A 17,427-nucleotide genomic window follows, 5' to 3' on the forward strand; every position below is an offset into this window, starting at 1 on the left:
CGATCAAGATTACCAGCCGGAGCTCCGTGGACACCTTTCCGGGGCCCGCCCTAGGCTGGCGCTATGAAGCTGACGAAATACACCCATGCCTGTGTCCGCCTCGAGAAGGACAACCGGGTCCTGGTGATCGACCCCGGCAACTTCTCCGAAACCGGGGAGGCGCTGGCCGGTGCGGAATCGGTGCTGGTGACCCACGAACACGCTGACCATATCGACGTCGACGCCGTGGCAGGTGCCCTGCGCAGCAACAAGGGGTTATCGCTGTATGCCCCGGCAGGCGTCGCAGCGCAGATGCGCTCCGAAGCCGGGGACGCGCAGGACCGCATCCACGCGGTGGAACCAGGATCCTCCTTCCAGGCAGCCGGATTCGATGTCCGGAGCTTCGGCGGCCAGCATGCACTGATCCATCCGCAGATTCCGGTGGTGGCAAACATCGGCTACCTGCTGGATGAAGACCTGTACCACCCGGGAGATTCCTTCATCATTCCTGACGGCATCAGCGTGAAGACCCTGCTGGTTCCGCTGCATGCGCCGTGGAGCAAGGCCGGTGAGGTGGTGGACTTCGTGGTGGGCGTGCGCGCGCCGAAAGCCTTCCAGATCCATGACGGGTTGCTCAACGACAATGGCCTGAAGATCGTGGAGGCCCACGTCAAACGGATCGGTGCGAAGTATGGGACCGACTACGCCCACCTGGATGCAGGGGAATCGGTGGACATCTAGGCTCCCGTCCACCGGCCCGTCTCGAAGAACTCCGCGATGACCGCTTCCCACGGTGCGGGCTCCAGGCCCCGGGCGGCCAGCCATTGGGCGTTGTGGTAGCTGCCCGCGTAGCGTTCGCCGCCGTCGCACATCAGTGAGACGACGCTGCCGCGGCGGCCGTCCGCCACCATCTCCGCGATGAGCTGCCACACGCCCCAGAGGTTGGTTCCCGTCGACGGGCCGGCATGGAGCCCGGCGAGGGTACGGAGGTGCCGCATGGCAGCCACCGACGCGGCGTCCGGCACCTGGACCATCCGGTCGATCACGGACGGCACGAAACTCGGTTCCATGCGCGGCCGCCCGATCCCTTCGATGCGGGACGGCAGCCCCGTGGCGGGACCTGCGGTGCCAGTCCTCCCGCCAAGCCACCCCGGGTAGAAAGCTGAATTCTCCGGATCCACCACCAGCAGCTGGGTGGGGTGGCTGTGGTACCGGAGGTAGCGGCCGATGGTGGCGCTGGTGCCGCCGGTTCCGGCTCCCACCACGATCCAGTCCGGCACCGGATGTTCTTCCTGGCTGAGCTGGCCGAAGATGGATTCGGCGATGTTGTTGTTGCCGCGCCAGTCCGTGGCCCGTTCAGCGTACGTGAACTGGTCCATGTAGTGGCCGTTGGAGGCGGCGGCCACCTCTTCTGCCGCCGAGTACACATCGGAGGCGTGGTCCACCAGGAGGCAGGAACCGCCGAACTGTTCGATCAGGGCGATCTTTTCCGGGCTGGTACTGCGGGCCATGACCGCGACGAACGGCAACCCCAGCAGTTGGGCGAAGTAGGCCTCTGAGACGGCGGTGCTGCCGCTGGAGGCCTCGACGATGGTGGTATCGGAACGGATCCAGCCGTTGACCAGGCCGAAGAGGAAGAGGGAACGTGCCAGCCGGTGCTTCAGGCTCCCTGACCGGTGAGTGGACTCATCCTTCAGGTAAAGCTGGACGCCCCAGTGCTCCGGCAGCGGGATCGAATAGAGATGGGTGTCGGCGGAGCGGTTGTTTTCCGCCGTAATCCTGCGGATTGCCTGGTCGGCCCATTCCCGGTCCTGCCGCCCGCGGAGGCTCCCGTCCGCACCCGCCCTGCTGCCGTCGTCGACGTTGCCGCTGTATCCGTTTGCCACCGCACCAGCCTACCCGCGGACGGGAGCGCGCCCGCCTAGAGTGGAAGCATATTGGCACCCACCCAAGGAGAACGATGAATCCCCTGATGGACGTCGCCCGGCTTACGGAGCTTCTCACGGAAGGCCGGCGCACCGTACTGCTGGACGTGCGGTGGGCGCTGGGGGATCCGCACGGCAGGGACCATTACCTCGCAGGCCATCTGCCCGACGCCGTGTTCGTGGACCTGGCCACGGAACTCGCTGCCCACGCAGAGCCCAGGCGGGGCAGGCACCCCTTGCCCGCGCCGGCGGACTTCCAGGCGGCGGCCCGGCGCTGGGGGCTCAACGACGGCGACGTGGTGGTGGCCTACGACGACACCGGAAACATGGCCGCCGCCAGGGCGTGGTGGATGCTGCGGAACGCCGGCTTCCCTGAGGCGTACCTGCTCGACGGCGGATTGGGCGCCTGGCGTGCCGCCGGCCTCGCTGTCGAAACGGGCCCGGTGCAGTCGGTCCCTGGGAATGTGGCCCTTGGCGATGGTGCCATGCCGGTGGCCGACGCCGATGCTGCCGCCACCTGGGCGGACAGTGGGCTCCTGCTCGATGCGCGGGCGGGGGAGCGGTACCGCGGCGAGGTTGAGCCGGTGGACCCGCGTGCCGGGCACATCCCCGGGGCAGTCAGTGCGCCGACGTCGGAGAATGTCGACGGGACCGGCACATTTTTGCCGGCGGACGTGTTGAGGAGCAGGTTCGAGGCGCTGGGCGTACGGGAAGGGACACCCGTGGCCGTGTACTGCGGTTCCGGGGTGACTGCCGCGCACCAGGTGGCCGCGCTGGCCACCGCGGGATTTACGGCGGCACTGTACCCGGGCTCGTTCTCCGAGTGGTCCAACCATCCGGACCTGCCCGTGGCCACAGGCCCCGAACCCGGAAGCACCGCCCGGGAGCCGGCTGGAAACGGCGCCGCAGGCAAGGGTAGCGTCGCACTATGACCCCAGGACGCCCCGTTCCCCCGCCCCTTGCCAAACCCGTCGAACCCGCAGCCGACCTCCCCGGCAGCCGTCTCCCCGCCAGCGGGGCCGATGGCTTGCTGGCTGCAGCCCGCGGAGCCGTGTCCCCGGACAGTGGACTGGTTCCGCTGACGGTTGCCCGCCGCGCACCCAAGACCGACGACGTCGAAATCGCCATTGACTTCTGCGGCCTCTGCCATTCCGACGTCCATGCCGCCCGGGGTGAGTGGGGCGGCCAAACCTACCCGCTGGTTCCCGGCCACGAAATTGTGGGACGGGTCAGCCGCGTCGGTGCCGGCGTAACGGATTTCGCTGTGGGTGACCGCGTGGGTGTCGGCTGCATCGTGGATTCCTGCCGGGAATGCGAAAGCTGCCTCGACGGCCTGGAACAGTACTGCGAAAACGGCATGACCGGGACTTACGGAGCCACGGACCGGCGGAACGGTGACGCCATGACCCAGGGCGGCTACTCCTCGTCGGTCGTGGTGGACCGCCGGTATGTCCTCCGTGTACCGAATGCACTGGACCCGGCCGCCGCCGCGCCACTGCTCTGCGCCGGTGTGACAACTTACTCGCCGCTGCGGCACTTCGATGTTGAAGACGGGGACGTGGTGGGCGTGGTGGGCCTGGGCGGACTCGGGCACATGGCGGTCAAGCTCGCCAAAGCCATGGGTGCACGGGTGGTCGTTTTTACCACCTCGGAATCCAAGGTGGCCGCCGCACTTGAACTGGGAGCCGACGAGGTAGTCCTGTCCCGGGACGCGGATGCCATGGCGCGCGCCAACCGGACCATCGACGTCATCATCGACACCGTGGCGGCGCCGCACGACCTGAACGCGCTGTTCCGCACCCTCCGCGTGGACGGCGCCCTGTTCCAGCTCGGCCTGCCGTCCGGGGAGATGCCTCCGGTCAATCCGCGGACCCTCATCCGCCGCCGCGTGGCCTATGCCGGCTCGCTGATCGGTGGTATCGCAGAAACGCAGGAGATGCTGGACTTCTGCGCCGAACACGGCGTGCTGGCCGACATCGAAGTGGTCGGTGCGCACCAGCTTGATGAAGCGTACGACCGGATGGTTGCCGGCGACGTCAAATACCGTTTCGTGCTGGACGCCGGAACCCTTCAGTCACCCGCCAAGGAGGCAGACGCATGAGCACGCTTTTCACCAAGATCCTGAATGGCGAGATTCCCGGCCGGTTTGTGTGGCGTGAGGACGGCGTCGGTGCCTTCCTCACCACCGGGCCGCTGGCCGACGGCCACACCCTGGTGGTTCCCACCGAAGAAGTGGACCGTTGGACCGACGCCTCGCCCGAGACGCTGGCGAAAGTCATGGAGGTGGCGCGGCGGATCGGCGCAGTCCAGGTGGAGATCTTTGGCGCAAGCCGGGCCGGGCTGATCGTGGCCGGGTACGAGATCAACCACCTGCACGTCCACGTGTGGCCGTCCCGGACCATGGCAGACTTCGACTTCGCATCCGCGGACCAGAGCCCGGACCCTGCCGTGCTCGACGCCAATGCCGCCAAACTCCGCGAGGGTCTCCGGGCCGCCGGGTACGGGGAATTCGTCCCGGCCGACTAGGCCCTGCTGATTGCCGGCGCCATGTGCCGGCAATCAGCAGCCCTGTGGTGTTCTTTACCTGCGGCGGGGCGTCATCGCCACCATGCCGGCGTAGGTGAAGCCTCCGCCGAACCCGAAGAGCAGTGCCGGGACGTCCGCCGGGATCTTGCCGGAGTGCCACCACTTGCTCAAGCCGAGCGGCACGCTGGCAGCAGACGTGTTCCCCGACTCGGTGACATCGGTGATGACAACGCGGTCCGTCATGCCCAAGGCCTCGGCGAGCGGCTCTATGATGCGCAGGTTGGCCTGGTGCGCGGCCAGCACCTGGATGTCGTCCAGCGTCAGGCCCGCACGGGCAACGGTCTCGCGGGCGCGCTCCGGTGCCTTGGTGAGGGCCCAGCGCAACACCTCACGGCCGTTCTGGGCGAAGCGTCCCGAGGGCGGGGAGATCTTGACGGCGTCGGCCATGCCAATCTCGGAACCCCACACCACGGGGCCGATCCGCGGGGTGGCGGAGGGACGCACGACGGCGGCGCCCGCACCGTCGGCGGTGAGCACCGCCGTCGCACGGTCCGTCCAGTCAGTCACCGCTGAGAGGGTTTCGGCCCCCACCACGATTGCGTGCGAGGCGCTTCCCATGCGGATGGCCTGGTCGGCGATGCCCAGGGCGTATTCGAATCCCGAACAGGCCGTGTTGACGTCCATGATGGCGGGTCCCCGGCCGTCCCGTCCCAGCCCGAGGGCTGCTGACACGCGTCCGGCGGTGTTGGGTGAGCGCTCGGCTGCAGTGGTGGTGGCCACGACGACGAGGTCGATGTCGGCGGCCGGAACGCCTGAGTCTTCCAGCGCCATCCGTGCGGCGGGAACGGCGAGGTCTACTACGGTTTCGCCCTCCGCGACGATATGCCTGGTGATGATGCCGGTACGCTGGCGGATCCATTCGTCGTTGGTGTCCATCATGCCTTCGAGTTCATGGTTGTCCATGACGCGCACCGGCTGTGCGTGGCCAAGGCCGGCTATCTCGGTGCCGGCAGGCCCGTGGGCAAGCGAAATCTCCATGGGTTTTCCTCTCGTGGGGTAAGTTGCCCGCTATGCGGGGGCCAGGGCCTTGTTGAGTACGGCACGGATGCGCTTTTCCGAGACGGAGTAGGCAGTTCCAAGTTCGACGGCGAAGAGGCTCACCCGGAGCTCCTCAAGCATCCAGCGCACCTGGGTTAACTCGCGCCCGGCTCGCCGCCCCGGGAGCAGCGCCGAGACGGCATCGTCGTAGTCGTCTTCGAGGCGTTGGACCACGGCCATGTTGAGGGCGTCGCGCTGGACGTTTCCCGGCAGGCGTTCCAGCCGCTTTTCGATGGCCGTGAGGTAACGGGGCAGTTGGCTGAGCTGTGCGTAGCCCGTGCGTGCCACAAAACCGGGGTAGACCAGCTGCTCCAGCTGGCTCCTGATGTCATTCAGGGCGCTGATCAGGGCCAGGCTGGTGGTGCCCTTAAGCTGCTTTTCGATCCGGCGGGTGCTGGCAAGTACGCGCTCCACGACGGCAGTCACGCTGAAGACGGTGTCGATCAGCTCCGCACGGACCACCTCGTAGAGCCGGTCGAAGGCGTCCCTGTCCCACGGCAGCTCTGCGGGAGTGAGCTTGTCAATTGCCGCCAGTGCGCAGTCGGCAATCAGGGCTGACACTGAGCCGTGTGGATTTTGGCTGAAGGTGAGCTTTTCGGTGTTGCTCAGGTGTTCGAGGACATAGCGGTCCGGCGCCGGGACGCGCAACGCCAGCAGGCGGATTACACCGCCCCTCATGGCGTCCAGCTGCTCATCCGGGGTCTGGAAGACCTGCAGCGACACGGATGTGCCATGGTCCACCAATGCCGGGTATCCGGTCACCGTATGGCCCTTGACCATGTTGCTGACCTTGCGCTCCACGGTGCCGAAGCTCCACTCCGTCAGGCCGTCTCGCTCCACGAATCCGGCAGCTGCCGGGCTGCCGCCGGCGTTGGTGGAGGCGGGCTGCCCAGCCGGCGCCGCTCCGCCGTCGCTCGTTGCTCCCGCTGGGGCGGCCCCGGACGCCCCTTGGCCCTTGCCTTGGGCCTTGGCGCGGGTCGTTGTGGCCGGCGTGGCTCCGAGGGACTCGGCTATGGCACGGCGGGTAGCCGGCGCGAGGCTCTCCTGGAGCACCGCAAGGTCCTTGCCCTCGCCGAGGGCCTTGCCTTTGCTGTCCACCACCGTGAAGCTCACGCGCAGGTGCGGCGGCACGGCGTCCCAGTTCCACGAGCCGGGGGGAATGACCGCTCCGCGGAGGCGGCGAAGGGCCAGCTCCAGTGACGGTTCGAGCCCGTCCGTGGCGGGATCGAAGTCGGCCTCAAGCAGGGCTACGGCCTGGCGTGCCACGTCGGGGGCCGGGACAAAGTTCTTCCGCACCTGTTTGGGCAGGGACCTGATCAGGGCTGTGACCAACTCCACGCGCTGTCCGGGGATCAGCCACCGGAACGGGGCGTCATCGAGCTGATTGAGGAACAGCACGGGAACTTCCGCCGTCACGCCGTCCGAGGGGTTGGGGGGAGACCCCGGGGCCACCGGGTGGAACTCGTAGGTCAGCGGAAGTTCGAAGCCCTTGTGCAGCCAGGTTTTCGGATAGGCGGCCTCGTCAAGGTCTTCGGCGTCGTCACTGAGCAGGAGTGATTTGTCGAAGTCCAGAAGGTCGGGATTGTCCCTGCGTGCCTCTTTCCACCACTTGTCGAAGTGGCGCTCGGAGACCACATCGGCGCCCACCCGGGCGTCGTAGAAGTCGAAGAGCGTGTCGTCGTCGACCATCAGGTCGCGGCGCCGCATCCGGGCTTCAAGTTCCTCCACCTCGTGCAGCAGGGCACGGTTGCGGTGGAAGAACTTGTGGTGGGTGCGCCAGTCGCCCTCCACCAGGGCGTGCCGGATGAACAGCTCCCTCGCCACCACCGGGTCCACCCGGCCGTAGTTGATCCGCCGCTGGGCGATGATGGGGACACCGTAGAGTGTCACCTTTTCGTAGGCCATGACGGCGCCCTGGCGCGTTGACCAGTGCGGCTCGCTGTAGCTGCGCTTCACCAGGTCCGGTGCCACCTGCTCAGCCCAGACGGGATCGAACTTCGCGGCCACCCTGGCCCACAGCCGGCTGGTTTCCACCAGCTCGGCGGCCATGACGAACGTGGGTGACTTCTTGAACAATGCAGAGCCCGGGAAGATGGCAAACCGGCTGCCCCGGGCACCGGCATATTCGCGCTTGCGTTCGTCCAGGATGCCGATGTGGCTCAGCAGCCCGGACAGCAGGCTGATGTGGACACCTTCGTGGTTCCCCACCGGATCCGTGAGCCGCTTGTTGTCCAGGCTGATGCCCAGTGGTCTGGCGAGCTGGCGCAGCTGGGCGAACAGGTCCTGCCACTCCCGGACCCGGAGATAGTTGATGAACTCCGCCCGGCACAGGCGGCGGAAAGCCGACGACGAGAGTTCCTGCTGCTTCTCCTGCAGGTAGTTCCACAGGTTCAGGTAGCCGGTGAAGTCCGAGTTTTCGTCCTTGAACCGGTTGTGCTTCTCGGCCGCCAGCTGCTGCTTGTCCGTGGGACGCTCGCGCGGATCCTGGATGGTCAGCGCCGCCGCCAGGATCATGACTTCCCGCACGCAGTTGCGTTTGCCGGCTTCAACGATCATCCGGCCCAGGCGGGGATCCACGGGCAGTTGGGCGAGTTTTTGCCCGACGGCGGTGAGGCCGCCGCCCTGGGGCCCGCCCCGGGTGCCGGCTTCCGCCTGGCCGCCCTTGCCCTGGGATCGCGGGGGAGCCAGGGCGCCGAGCTCACGAAGAAGGGTGACGCCGTCGTTGATGGCCCGGGTTTCCGGCGGTTCGACGAAGGGGAATTCCTCCACATCCTTGGGGCCGCGTGCCACGCCCATCGCGGTCATCTGCAGGATGACGGCGGCAAGGTTGGTCCGCAGGATCTCAGGATCGGTGAACTGGGGGCGGGACTCGAAGTCCTCCTCCGAGTACAGCCGGATGGCAATACCGTCGGAGACGCGGCCGCAGCGCCCTGACCGCTGGTTGGCGGAGGCCTGGGAAACCCGTTCGATGGGCAGCCGCTGGACCTTGGTGCGGTGCGAGTACCGGGAGATGCGGGCCGTGCCGGTATCGATGACGTACTTGATGCCGGGAACCGTCAGCGACGTCTCGGCCACGTTGGTGGCCAGCACGATCCGGCGCTTGCTGCCCGGGTGGAAGACCTTGTGCTGTTCCTGCAGGCTCAGGCGGGCGAAGAGCGGAAGCACTTCGGTGCCCGCGAGCCGGCGGTTCCCCTGGATGCGCGCCTGGAGGGCTTCGGCGGCGTCACGGATCTCGCGCTCGCCGGAGAAGAACACGAGGATGTCGCCCGGGGCTTCCGCCGCGAGTTCGTCCACGGCGTCGCAGACTGCGTCCAGGGGGTCGCGGTCCTCTTCAAGTTCGTCGTCCGAGGCGTCATCGTCTTCCTCCCTGGGCTGGGAGAGGGGGCGGTAACGGATTTCCACCGGGAAGGTACGGCCGGAGACCTCGATAATGGGGGCCGGTGTTTCCGGCGTGCCGAAGTGGTTGGCGAAGCGCTCGGGATCGATGGTGGCCGAGGTAATGATGAGCTTCAGGTCCGGCCGCTGGGGGAGGATCCGCTTCAGGTAGCCGAGGATGAAGTCGATGTTGAGGCTGCGTTCATGGGCCTCATCAATGATGATGGCGTTGTACTTGCGGAGCAGCTTGTCGCGCTGGATCTCGGCCAGCAGGATGCCGTCGGTCATCAGCTTGACCTTGGTGGCCTTGCTGACTTCGCCGGTGAAGCGGACCTGGAACCCCACCTCCTGGCCGATCTCCACGCCCAATTCCTCGGCGATGCGTTCGGCGACGGTGCGGGCGGCGAGCCGGCGCGGCTGGGTGTGGCCGATCAGCCCGTTCTCGCCCAGGCCCAGTTCCAGGCACATCTTGGGAATCTGGGTGGTCTTTCCGGAACCGGTCTCGCCGGCAATGATGGTCACCTGGTTGGCCGCGATGGCTGCCATCAGGTCCTCGCGGCGCTCGGAGACCGGCAGCTCGGCGGGATAGGAAATGTGAAGAGTCATGGCTGCAGACAGTCTACTGCGGCGGGGCCGGCTCCCTGTGGTTCGACTGCCTGCGGCTGTTGCTGGTGGCTAGAAAATGCGGAGGGTGTAGTTGGTGCTGGGCAGGTCCAGCGCGGACCAGTCCTGGTGCGAAGCAACGGGAGGCGTGTGCCCCCGGCCGTCGCTGAGGAGTGCCGCCACGGTGGCCGCGGCGACGAGGAGGAGGACGATGACGAGGATGGCTGCGAAGATTTCCATACCTCCATGCTTCTCCTGTGGAGCAGCAGGAAACAGTGGCAGAAATGCCCAAAAAGAGAGAATTTCTGCCACACTGAAGACATGCTGAAAACCGTGGCAGTGATCGTGGTTCCCAACTTCTCGATGTTCGAATTCGGAACCGCCTGCGAGGTGTTCGGAATCGACCGTTCGGACCGGGGGCGCGGCGTTCCCGGTTTCGAATTCCGGGTGTGCACGCCATCGCCCGGGGAGGTGCCGCTGAAGTCCGGCCTGTCCATGAACGTCAGTCTCGGCCTCGAAGCGACCAAGGACGCGGACCTGGTGATCATGGCCCCGTTCGGACGCGACCAGGACCTGCCGGAATCGCTCCTGGATGCCCTGCGCGCCGCGGATGCCAGGGGAGCCTGGGTCATGTCCATCTGTTCCGGCGCTTTCGCCCTGGCCAGGGCCGGGCTGCTGGATGGCCGCCGCTGCACCACGCACTGGCATTACTCAGGCCAGCTGGCCGCGTCCTATCCGCACGCACTGGTCGATGAGAATGTGTTGTACGTCCAGGATGGCAACATCATCTCCTCCGCCGGAACCGCCGCAGGCATTGACGCCTGCCTGCATCTGGTGCGGGTGGAGCTCGGCGCGCAGGTGGCCTCCGCCATCGCACGGGACATGGTGGTTCCGCCGCACCGTGACGGCGGCCAGGCCCAGTTCATCGACAGGCCAATGCCTACCTGCGGTTCGGCGCCCATGGAGGCACTGCTGCGCTGGATGGTGCAGAACCTGGACCGTGAGCACTCGGTTAACGAACTGGCGGCCCGGGTACACATGTCAGCGCGCACGTTCGCACGGAAGTTCCGGTCTGAAACCGGGGCCACACCCGCCGCGTGGCTCAATTCCCAAAGGGTGATGCGGGCGCAGGAACTGCTCGAGTCCACGGACCTGAATATCGACGAAGTGGCGAGGGAATCAGGCTTCGGCCACCCGGTGCTGCTGCGGCACCATTTCGCAAAAGTGCTGGATACCAGCCCGCAGTCCTATCGCCGGGCGTTCCGGGGGCAACTGGCCGAGGCGGGGTAGGCTACGCGCCGGACGCTCCGGCGTCGTCCGCTGACGCCTGGTCCTGTTCCGCTGCGGCCCGGGCACTTTCCACCAGGATCCGCCACGGGCCGGTGACTGCGCGCTCCGGCAGGGCCGCACGGCGCCCGCCGGCACGGATGGAATAAATAAACCGATCCGGCTGGGTGTCGGCGAACTCCCTGGCCGCGGCCACCGCGGTCCGGGGGACGGCGTCCCAGGGGCACGCCTCAACGATCGGCTGCCACTGGTTGATGGCGGTCTCGGACCGGGCATCCACGGTCCACACCCTGGTGATCGCCGCGATGCCGCCCGTGCGCTCCACACTGATCTTCATGGCCTGGTTCCTGGGGCTTCCGCTCAGCCCGGCGGCCTGGAATCCGGCAGCCAGGCATCTGTTAAAGCTTGACCTTCACAGTTTCCCACGCCTGCCGGACGGCGTCATGCTCCGGGCTGTCCGAGCCGAAAAGTTCCACCGCCGCGGCGAGCGTGGCGCGGGCAAAGACGGTGAATGTGGCCGTGGTGGGAAGCGAGCCACCGGTCAGGGTTTCGTACCAGATCCTCCCCGGCGCGTCCCAGGCGTTCCCACCCAGGGCCTGGGCCACGAGGTAGAACGCCCTGTTGGGGATGCCTGAGTTAATGTGGACGCCGCCGTTGTCAGCGCTGGTCCGGACGTAGCCGTCCATGGAATCAGGCTGGGGATCCTTGCCCAGCACATCGTCGTCGTATGCCGTTCCGGGGGACTTCATGGAGCGCAGCGCCTGCCCCTGCACGTCCGGGGTGAAGAGTCCCTCGCCGATGAGCCAGCTGGCGTCCGCCGCGGATTGGCCCTTGACGTACTGCTCCACCAGTGCGCCGAAGACATCCGACATGGACTCGTTCAGGGCGCCGGCCTGGTTGCGGTACGCCAGGCCGGCGGAAAACTGCGTTACGCCGTGCGCCAGTTCGTGGCCGATGACGCTCAGTGAGGCGGTGAACCGCTGGAAGACGGCGCCGTCGCCGTCACCAAAGACCATCTGCTTACCGTCCCAGAAAGCATTGTCGTACAGCTTGCCGAAATGCACCGTGGCGTCCATCGGGAGCCCGCGGACGTCAATGGAGTCCCGGCCAAAGACGTCGGCGTAGAGGCGGTGGGTATGGCCCAGGCCGTCATAGGCTTCATCGGCAGCGGCGTCTCCGGTCTGTGGTTCGCCTTCCTTCCGCACCAGTTTTCCGGGGAGGGATTCCGCGCCATGGGCGTCATAAATAGTCCGGATTGCCGGGCCCGGCTTGGCGGCCAGCATCCCGGCGGTGGTCTCCGGCCGGGCGGTTATCCGGGCCGCCTGGACACTCTTCACATGGACCAGGGCTTCCCTGGCAGCCCGGGCGGCGGCGGAGTACTCCGGTGCGTCCTGCCGGGCAAGGCGCCGCAGCAGGTACGGCGGAACGATGGTGCAGAACGGAACGTGCATGGCGTACCCCCTCAACTAGGTAACTTCAGGTTAGGAGGAGGCACCGACATTTGGCGGCAGCCACACGGCAGCCACGTTCCCGCCGCACGGCAGGCAGCAGCCGCGGCTGTGCACGCATGGCAGGGCGGCCTTACTGTACGGCGGGTTAAACAAAAAACCCCGCCGTACTGGACGGCGGGGTTTGCTGTGCCCTCGATAGGATTCGAACCTACGACCTTCTGCTCCGGAGGCAGACGCTCTATCCCCTGAGCTACGAGGGCAATCCGGGGTTCCTGCCGTTGCTGGCGGGACGTCCTAGAGCTTAGCAGGAAGGTGCCCCGCAAAGGAAAATCGGCTCGGGTTCAAGCCCGGCCAATCCCTGGCCGGGCCGCAGCGGCCCGCCCGGGCACACTGAGCCACGCGCATCAGTACCCCGTGGCATCAGTACCCCGAGAAGGAGTCCACGTGAACGCGCCGTGCCCCCGCCTGGCGCGCCGCGTGCCGCAGCGACGCCACACTGGCGGGCGAGCCGGACACGTACACATCGCGGTCTGCGATGTCGGGGACGAGGGCTTTCAGCCCGGCTGCGTCGAGCCTGGAATTGCCGGCGGGCGCCGCGTCGAGGCCCTGCGGCGGCTCTGAGCCGTCGGCAGTGCGGACCAGGACCCGGACACCCGAAGCCCGGAGTTCGTCCGCGTAGGCGACGTCGTCCGCGCTCCTGGCCAGCAGGACCATTACAGCGTCGCGCTCCTCAAGGGCGCCGGAGGCAACGTGCGAGAGGAACGGCGTGATGCCGATACCCGCAGCGACCAGGAGCACCGGGCGGTTCGGATCCCGGGACAGGACAAAGTCGCCACCCACGGACGTGGCCGTGAGCTCATCACCGGGCTGCAACCCCAGCAGGACCTTTTTGGCCGCAGAAAGGGGTTCGGCAGTACGGACGCCGAATTTCACGAGGCGCTCCCTTGGCGAGCCGGCAAGGCTGAACACGCGCCGCCTGCCCATGCCGTCGGTTTTCGCGTGCGGCAGGTCCAGCTCCATGTACTGGCCGGGGAGGAACCGTATGGGACGCGACGGCATGAACGAGAATTCGGTGGTGCTGGGCGTCAGTGGCCGGCTGGAGGCAAAGCGGAGCCTTACGCCGCCGCGCTGGCCCAGCAGGAAGGCCGCAAGGTTGCCCACCAGAAGGGCAGCCTCCGGTGAATTGGCAATGAAGCCGAAGTTGTACGGGACTGCGAACACCACGCCCACCACTGCCGCCAGGGACAGCTGCTGCCAGCGGCGCGGCGGCAGCGTCAGGGGTTCCGACAGCATGAAGCCCACGAAGAACAGCACAGGACGCTGAGCCAGTGCCTGCCAGGCACCCGTCCCCACGCCCATACCGGCCCGAAGCAGTTCCATCGTGATGATCGACGTTGCAACCACCGTGAACACCGAGGCCATCAGGACCTTCCGGGTCCGGTACAGGACCAGCAGGACGCCGGGAACCAGCAGCCACAGCATGGCCGGCGTGGCCGCCCACCAGGTGGCGATATTGAGTCCGGTCAGGCCAGTTACGAAGGCTCCGAGGGCTGCCGGATTGAAGACGTGCCTGCCCCGCCACGCCAGTGCGTATTTCGATGCGGAAGCAAGGACACAGGCCAATGCCACGCCGGCGACGTCCATGGCCTGGAAGGAAGGCCAGAACAGGAAGTAGAGCAGCAGGCCGGTGATGAGGGAGGACTCGGAGTGCGGGCGTACCCTGAACAACGCCGCCAGCGCACGGTTCGAGGCGTAGGTCAGCAGGAGGCACAGGGCCAGGTGTGCCAGCATCTCCGGAATGCCGAACGTCAGCCATCCCAGCACGTCCAGCAGCAGGCTGTACGCCACCAGGCCCGCCAGGACCAGCAGGATGAGCCGGTACATCGTGAAGCGGCCAAGCACGGTGTCCAGCCGCCCGGCAATGGTGGGTGCCGGGCCGGCGGACGGCGTCTCAACGGTGCTCATGCAAACAGTGTCCCTTCGAATTCTGCGGAAAAGGCGGCGCTGCCGTCGGAAAAAACCGTCAGCCAGGAAACGTCGAACGACTCCTCGAGCACGGCGCCGGGGACGAAAAAGAGGGCGGTGGCGAGGGCATCGGCCACAGCGGCGGTGTCCGCCAGCGCCCAGGTGGCGACGGCGGTACGGACCGGTTGCCCGGTGGTCGCGTCAAGGACATGGTGAAGTCCGTCGCCCCAGGCCCGGCGGTTGGCGGCGGAAGCGCACAGTGCCCTGCCGCCCAGTTCCACCACGCCGATGGCCTGGGCCGGGTTATAAGGATGTTCGAGCCCCACCCGGACGGTACCCGGGCCGCGGACCAGCAGGTCGCCGCTGGCGTCCACCATGAAGGCCTCCACACCGCCGGCCTCCAGGGCGGACGCCAGCACATCAACCAGCAGGCCCTTGCCGGCTGCCCCGACGTCCAGCACTACCGGAGCGGTGGTGCTGATCGAGGTTCCGTTCCAGTCCAGGATGTTCTCCCAGCGCGGGGCCGGCAGTGGGCCACCCGACGGCCGGAGGGTATAGGCGGCGTCATAGCCCAGGCGCTCAAGGCTTGCGCCCACCAGCGGCGTCATGGCGCCACCGGTCAGCCCGTACAGCGTCCTGTACAGTTCCCCGAGCCCGGCAGCTTCTGCGGGAAAGCTGTAGCTGCCGGGCTTCCGGGCCATTGCACTGACCAGTGAGTCGGTGCGGAAACGGGACCAGGCGGCGTCGAACTTCTCCACGAGGGCCAGCAGGTCCTGCTGTGCGGACGGCGCAAGGACGTGCGGCGTGGAAACCTCCCAGTGCGTCCCGATTCCCTCGAAGGAAAAAGCAGCCCAGTCCCCGTGCGGCACCGCCTACTGCGCCTCCGACTTGATCTGCTCCACGGCCTGGTTGAAGCCACCGCTGGTCAGGGACGACCCGGCCACCTTGGACACGTTGAGGTCCTCGATGTTCCTGCCCACCACCTGGGCGGCGATGCCGCCGGCAAACTCGCCCTGGAACTTGCGGGTGTTGGGGTTGGACGGGTGCTGGGTGATCTGGACGTCCGTCACTTTGCCCGACGCCAGGGTCAGCTGCACGCCCACCGTTTCGTTCCCGTTGGGCGAGACGTAGGTGCCGTCCGCGCTGTAGGTACCGTCCTTGTAGCTCGAACCACTGCTGGCAAGGGCAGATTCCCCTGCGGAAGGTGTGGTTGCGGCAGCAGAGGCGCCACCCGCGGTCGAGACTGGGTTGTTTTCGGCCGCCGAGGGGGCACAGCCGGCCACCGTGCCCATGAGGGACAGCCCGGCGATTCCAACATAGATGCTCTTGCGTACTGGTCGGTTCAGTGCTGAGGGTCTCATGAAGGCTCTCGTTTCGTAGGGGATCACAGGTATCGGCGGACGTTACGACCTTGTCAACGCTGAAACCACCATATTGGTTCAACCCTGTGCATTCTCTGGGTTTTCCTTGGAGGCGTCCTTTGCGGAAGCCTGACGAAGCAAAGGCCCGCAATTCTTTGCTGTGACGGGCCCCCGGTACCCTAGAAGGGTGACTCCCGAAGAACTCTCCCTCGCCATATCCGCATGCCTGAAGGACGCCGTCGCCGCCGGCGAAATCGCCCTGGCAGAATCAGCCGTCCCCGGGGACGTGCGCGTGGAGCGACCCAAGAACCGGGACCACGGCGACTGGGCCACCAACATCGCGCTGCAGCTCGCCAAGCAGGCCGGCACGAATCCCCGCGAATTCGCCACCATCCTCAGCGCACGGTTGAAGACGATCAGCGGCGTTTCCGCCGTGGACATTGCCGGGCCGGGGTTCCTGAACATCACCGTCGACGCTGCTGCCGCCGGTGCACTTGCCAAGGCCATCGTCGAGGCCGGCACGCAGTACGGCACCAACACCGCGCTCGCAGGCCACACCGTCAACATGGAATTCGTCTCGGCCAACCCCACCGGGCCGCTGCACATCGGCCATACGCGGTGGGCCGCGCTCGGCGACGCCATCGCCCGGGTGCTGCGCGCCTCGGGCGCCGACGTCACCGCCGAGTACTACATCAACGACGCCGGCTCGCAGATGAACACGTTCGCCAACTCCGTGTACTCCCGCCTGCACGGCCTGCCCGTCCCCGACGGCGGCTACCCGGGCCAGTACATCGCAGACCTTGGCCATGAGGTCCTGACGGCGCACCCGGACATCCGCGAGCTCACCGAGGTCGCCGCCCTGCCGGTCATCCGCGCTGCCGCCTACGAAGCCCAGATGAAGGACATCAAGGCCACGCTCGCGGACTTCGGCGTCGAATTTGACGTCTTCTTCTCCGAGCAGGAGCTGCACGACGCCGGCGCGATCGAAAATGCCGTGGCGCGCCTGCGCGAGCAGGGCCACGTGTTCGACGACGGCGGTGCGGTCTGGCTGCGCACCACCGACTTTGGCGATGACAAGGACCGCGTCATGATCCGCGCCAACGGCGAGCCCACCTACTTCGCCGCGGACGCCGCCTACTACCTTTCCAAGAAGGACCGCGGCTACACCGAGAAGATCTACCTGCTGGGCGCCGACCACCACGGCTACATCCACCGCCTCAAGGCCATCGCCGCCGCCGCCGGGGACGATCCCGAGGTCAACATCGAGGTGCTGATCGGCCAGCTCGTCTCCGTCAACGGGGCCAAGCTCTCCAAGCGCGCGGGCAACATCATCGAACTCAAGGACCTCATCGACTGGCTGGGCAAGGACGCGGTCCGCTACTCGCTGGCCCGCTTCCCGGCGGATTCCCCGCTGACCCTGGACCCGGAGCTGCTGAAAAAGAACAGCAACGAAAACCCCGTGTTCTACGTGCAGTACGCCCACGCCCGCTCCCGCGGTGCCGCGCGCAACGCGGTGGCAGCCGGCGTGGAACGCCAGGTGGACGGCGCGGACAGCTTCGATGCGTCCCTGCTGGACCACGCCACCGAGAACGAGTTGCTCTCCTTCCTGGGCAGCTACCCGTCGGTGGTGGCCAAGGCCGCGGAGCTGCGTGAACCGCACCGCGTGGCACGGCATCTCGAAACCATCGCCGGTGCCTACCACCGCTGGTATGACGCCTGCCGGATCGCACCCATGGGAGACGAAGCCGTCACCGATACCAACCGCACGCGGCTGTGGCTCAACGACGCCACCAGCCAGGTCCTCGCCAACGGCCTGGACCTCCTGGGCGTTTCCGCTCCGGAACGGATGTGAGTGCC

15 protein-coding genes and 1 tRNA gene are annotated in these 17,427 nt (G+C 67.0%); 6 read left to right on the plus strand and 10 right to left on the minus strand.

Annotated features, from left to right (window positions below):
- Positions 1-63: 63 nt before the first annotated feature.
- Positions 64-720, plus strand: coding sequence for an MBL fold metallo-hydrolase (locus QE394_RS17165; protein ID WP_056085112.1), 657 nt, complete (start codon positions 64-66; stop codon positions 718-720).
- Here QE394_RS17165 and QE394_RS17170 read toward each other — a convergent pair.
- On the minus strand, positions 717-1,766 hold the full coding sequence (locus QE394_RS17170) for a PLP-dependent cysteine synthase family protein (protein ID WP_349035428.1): 1,050 nt from the start codon (positions 1,764-1,766) through the stop codon (positions 717-719). The genes QE394_RS17165 and QE394_RS17170 overlap by 4 nt on opposite strands.
- A 173-nt stretch (positions 1,767-1,939) precedes the next feature.
- Between QE394_RS17170 and QE394_RS17175 the strand changes: the two genes are divergently transcribed.
- Genes QE394_RS17175 through QE394_RS17185 form a run of 3 tightly spaced genes read left to right on the plus strand, consistent with a single transcriptional unit; the run spans position 1,940 to position 4,430 of the window.
- Positions 1,940-2,836, plus strand: coding sequence for a sulfurtransferase (locus tag QE394_RS17175; RefSeq protein WP_349035128.1), 897 nt, complete (start codon positions 1,940-1,942; stop codon positions 2,834-2,836).
- Positions 2,833-4,005, plus strand: a complete 1,173-nt coding sequence (locus tag QE394_RS17180) for an NAD(P)-dependent alcohol dehydrogenase (RefSeq protein WP_349035129.1) — start codon at positions 2,833-2,835, stop codon at positions 4,003-4,005. The genes QE394_RS17175 and QE394_RS17180 overlap by 4 nt, the downstream gene beginning before the upstream one ends.
- The gene (locus tag QE394_RS17185; RefSeq protein ID WP_056085118.1) at positions 4,002-4,430 is read left to right on the plus strand and encodes an HIT family protein; all 429 of its coding nucleotides are present in this window, start codon (positions 4,002-4,004) and stop codon (positions 4,428-4,430) included. Before QE394_RS17180 ends, QE394_RS17185 begins: the two co-directional genes overlap by 4 nt.
- A 54-nt stretch (positions 4,431-4,484) precedes the next feature.
- On the opposite strand, the gene QE394_RS17190 is transcribed toward QE394_RS17185, so the two are convergent.
- From QE394_RS17190 to QE394_RS17200, 3 genes are all read right to left on the minus strand, one after another.
- A complete protein-coding gene (locus QE394_RS17190) occupies positions 4,485-5,468 on the minus strand; it encodes a beta-ketoacyl-ACP synthase III (RefSeq protein WP_056085120.1) in 984 nt (327 codons plus the stop codon).
- A gap of 30 nt (positions 5,469-5,498) precedes the next feature.
- Entirely contained in the window at positions 5,499-9,509 is a 4,011-nt protein-coding gene (gene hrpA / locus QE394_RS17195) for an ATP-dependent RNA helicase HrpA (protein WP_349035130.1), read from the minus strand.
- A gap of 69 nt (positions 9,510-9,578) precedes the next feature.
- Positions 9,579-9,746 carry a hypothetical protein gene (locus QE394_RS17200; RefSeq protein WP_200937942.1) on the minus strand — a complete coding sequence of 56 codons (168 nt, stop codon included), beginning with the start codon at positions 9,744-9,746 and terminating at the stop codon, positions 9,579-9,581.
- Between the two features lie 81 nt (positions 9,747-9,827).
- Between QE394_RS17200 and QE394_RS17205 the strand changes: the two genes are divergently transcribed.
- On the plus strand, positions 9,828-10,796 hold the full coding sequence (locus QE394_RS17205) for a helix-turn-helix domain-containing protein (protein ID WP_349035131.1): 969 nt from the start codon (positions 9,828-9,830) through the stop codon (positions 10,794-10,796).
- A 1-nt stretch (position 10,797) separates the two neighbouring features.
- Here the strand turns inward: QE394_RS17205 and QE394_RS17210 are convergent, their stop codons facing one another.
- From QE394_RS17210 to QE394_RS17235, 6 genes are all read right to left on the minus strand, one after another.
- On the minus strand, positions 10,798-11,130 hold the full coding sequence (locus QE394_RS17210) for a protealysin inhibitor emfourin (RefSeq protein WP_056085126.1): 333 nt from the start codon (positions 11,128-11,130) through the stop codon (positions 10,798-10,800).
- Between the two features lie 61 nt (positions 11,131-11,191).
- Complete coding sequence (locus QE394_RS17215) at positions 11,192-12,244, minus strand: M4 family metallopeptidase (RefSeq protein ID WP_349035132.1); 1,053 nt, start codon at positions 12,242-12,244, stop codon at positions 11,192-11,194.
- 187 nt (positions 12,245-12,431) lie between these two features.
- Positions 12,432-12,504, minus strand: a tRNA-Arg gene (locus tag QE394_RS17220).
- A gap of 160 nt (positions 12,505-12,664) precedes the next feature.
- On the minus strand, positions 12,665-14,209 hold the full coding sequence (locus tag QE394_RS17225; RefSeq protein WP_349035133.1) for an oxidoreductase: 1,545 nt from the start codon (positions 14,207-14,209) through the stop codon (positions 12,665-12,667).
- On the minus strand, positions 14,206-15,078 hold the full coding sequence (locus QE394_RS17230) for an FAD:protein FMN transferase (RefSeq protein ID WP_349035134.1): 873 nt from the start codon (positions 15,076-15,078) through the stop codon (positions 14,206-14,208). Before QE394_RS17230 ends, QE394_RS17225 begins: the two co-directional genes overlap by 4 nt.
- Positions 15,079-15,081: 3 nt before the next feature.
- The gene (locus QE394_RS17235) at positions 15,082-15,570 is read right to left on the minus strand and encodes an FMN-binding protein (protein WP_056085136.1); all 489 of its coding nucleotides are present in this window, start codon (positions 15,568-15,570) and stop codon (positions 15,082-15,084) included.
- 187 nt (positions 15,571-15,757) lie between these two features.
- On the opposite strand from QE394_RS17235, the gene argS reads away from it, so the two are divergent.
- Positions 15,758-17,422, plus strand: a complete 1,665-nt coding sequence (gene argS, locus QE394_RS17240) for an arginine--tRNA ligase (protein WP_056085138.1) — start codon at positions 15,758-15,760, stop codon at positions 17,420-17,422.
- Positions 17,423-17,427: the final 5 nt, after the last annotated feature.

Source organism: Pseudarthrobacter sp. SORGH_AS 212 (assembly GCF_030818145.1).
In the GTDB taxonomy this organism is placed as follows: Bacteria; Actinomycetota; Actinomycetes; order Actinomycetales; family Micrococcaceae; genus Arthrobacter.

What these genes read in the sequence shown, in the direction of transcription:
- QE394_RS17165 (WP_056085112.1), top strand. Translation starts at nt 64, where the DNA reads ATGAAGCTGACGAAATACACCCATGCCTGTGTCCGCCTCGAGAAGGAC.
- QE394_RS17175 (WP_349035128.1), top strand. Translation starts at nt 1,940, where the DNA reads ATGAATCCCCTGATGGACGTCGCCCGGCTTACGGAGCTTCTCACGGAA.
- QE394_RS17180 (WP_349035129.1), top strand. Translation starts at nt 2,833, where the DNA reads ATGACCCCAGGACGCCCCGTTCCCCCGCCCCTTGCCAAACCCGTCGAA.
- QE394_RS17185 (WP_056085118.1), top strand. Translation starts at nt 4,002, where the DNA reads ATGAGCACGCTTTTCACCAAGATCCTGAATGGCGAGATTCCCGGCCGG.
- QE394_RS17190 (WP_056085120.1), bottom strand. Translation starts at nt 5,468, where the DNA reads ATGGAGATTTCGCTTGCCCACGGGCCTGCCGGCACCGAGATAGCCGGC.
- hrpA (WP_349035130.1), bottom strand. Translation starts at nt 9,509, where the DNA reads ATGACTCTTCACATTTCCTATCCCGCCGAGCTGCCGGTCTCCGAGCGC.
- QE394_RS17200 (WP_200937942.1), bottom strand. Translation starts at nt 9,746, where the DNA reads ATGGAAATCTTCGCAGCCATCCTCGTCATCGTCCTCCTCCTCGTCGCC.
- QE394_RS17205 (WP_349035131.1), top strand. Translation starts at nt 9,828, where the DNA reads ATGCTGAAAACCGTGGCAGTGATCGTGGTTCCCAACTTCTCGATGTTC.
- QE394_RS17210 (WP_056085126.1), bottom strand. Translation starts at nt 11,130, where the DNA reads ATGAAGATCAGTGTGGAGCGCACGGGCGGCATCGCGGCGATCACCAGG.
- QE394_RS17215 (WP_349035132.1), bottom strand. Translation starts at nt 12,244, where the DNA reads ATGCACGTTCCGTTCTGCACCATCGTTCCGCCGTACCTGCTGCGGCGC.
- QE394_RS17225 (WP_349035133.1), bottom strand. Translation starts at nt 14,209, where the DNA reads ATGAGCACCGTTGAGACGCCGTCCGCCGGCCCGGCACCCACCATTGCC.
- QE394_RS17235 (WP_056085136.1), bottom strand. Translation starts at nt 15,570, where the DNA reads ATGAGACCCTCAGCACTGAACCGACCAGTACGCAAGAGCATCTATGTT.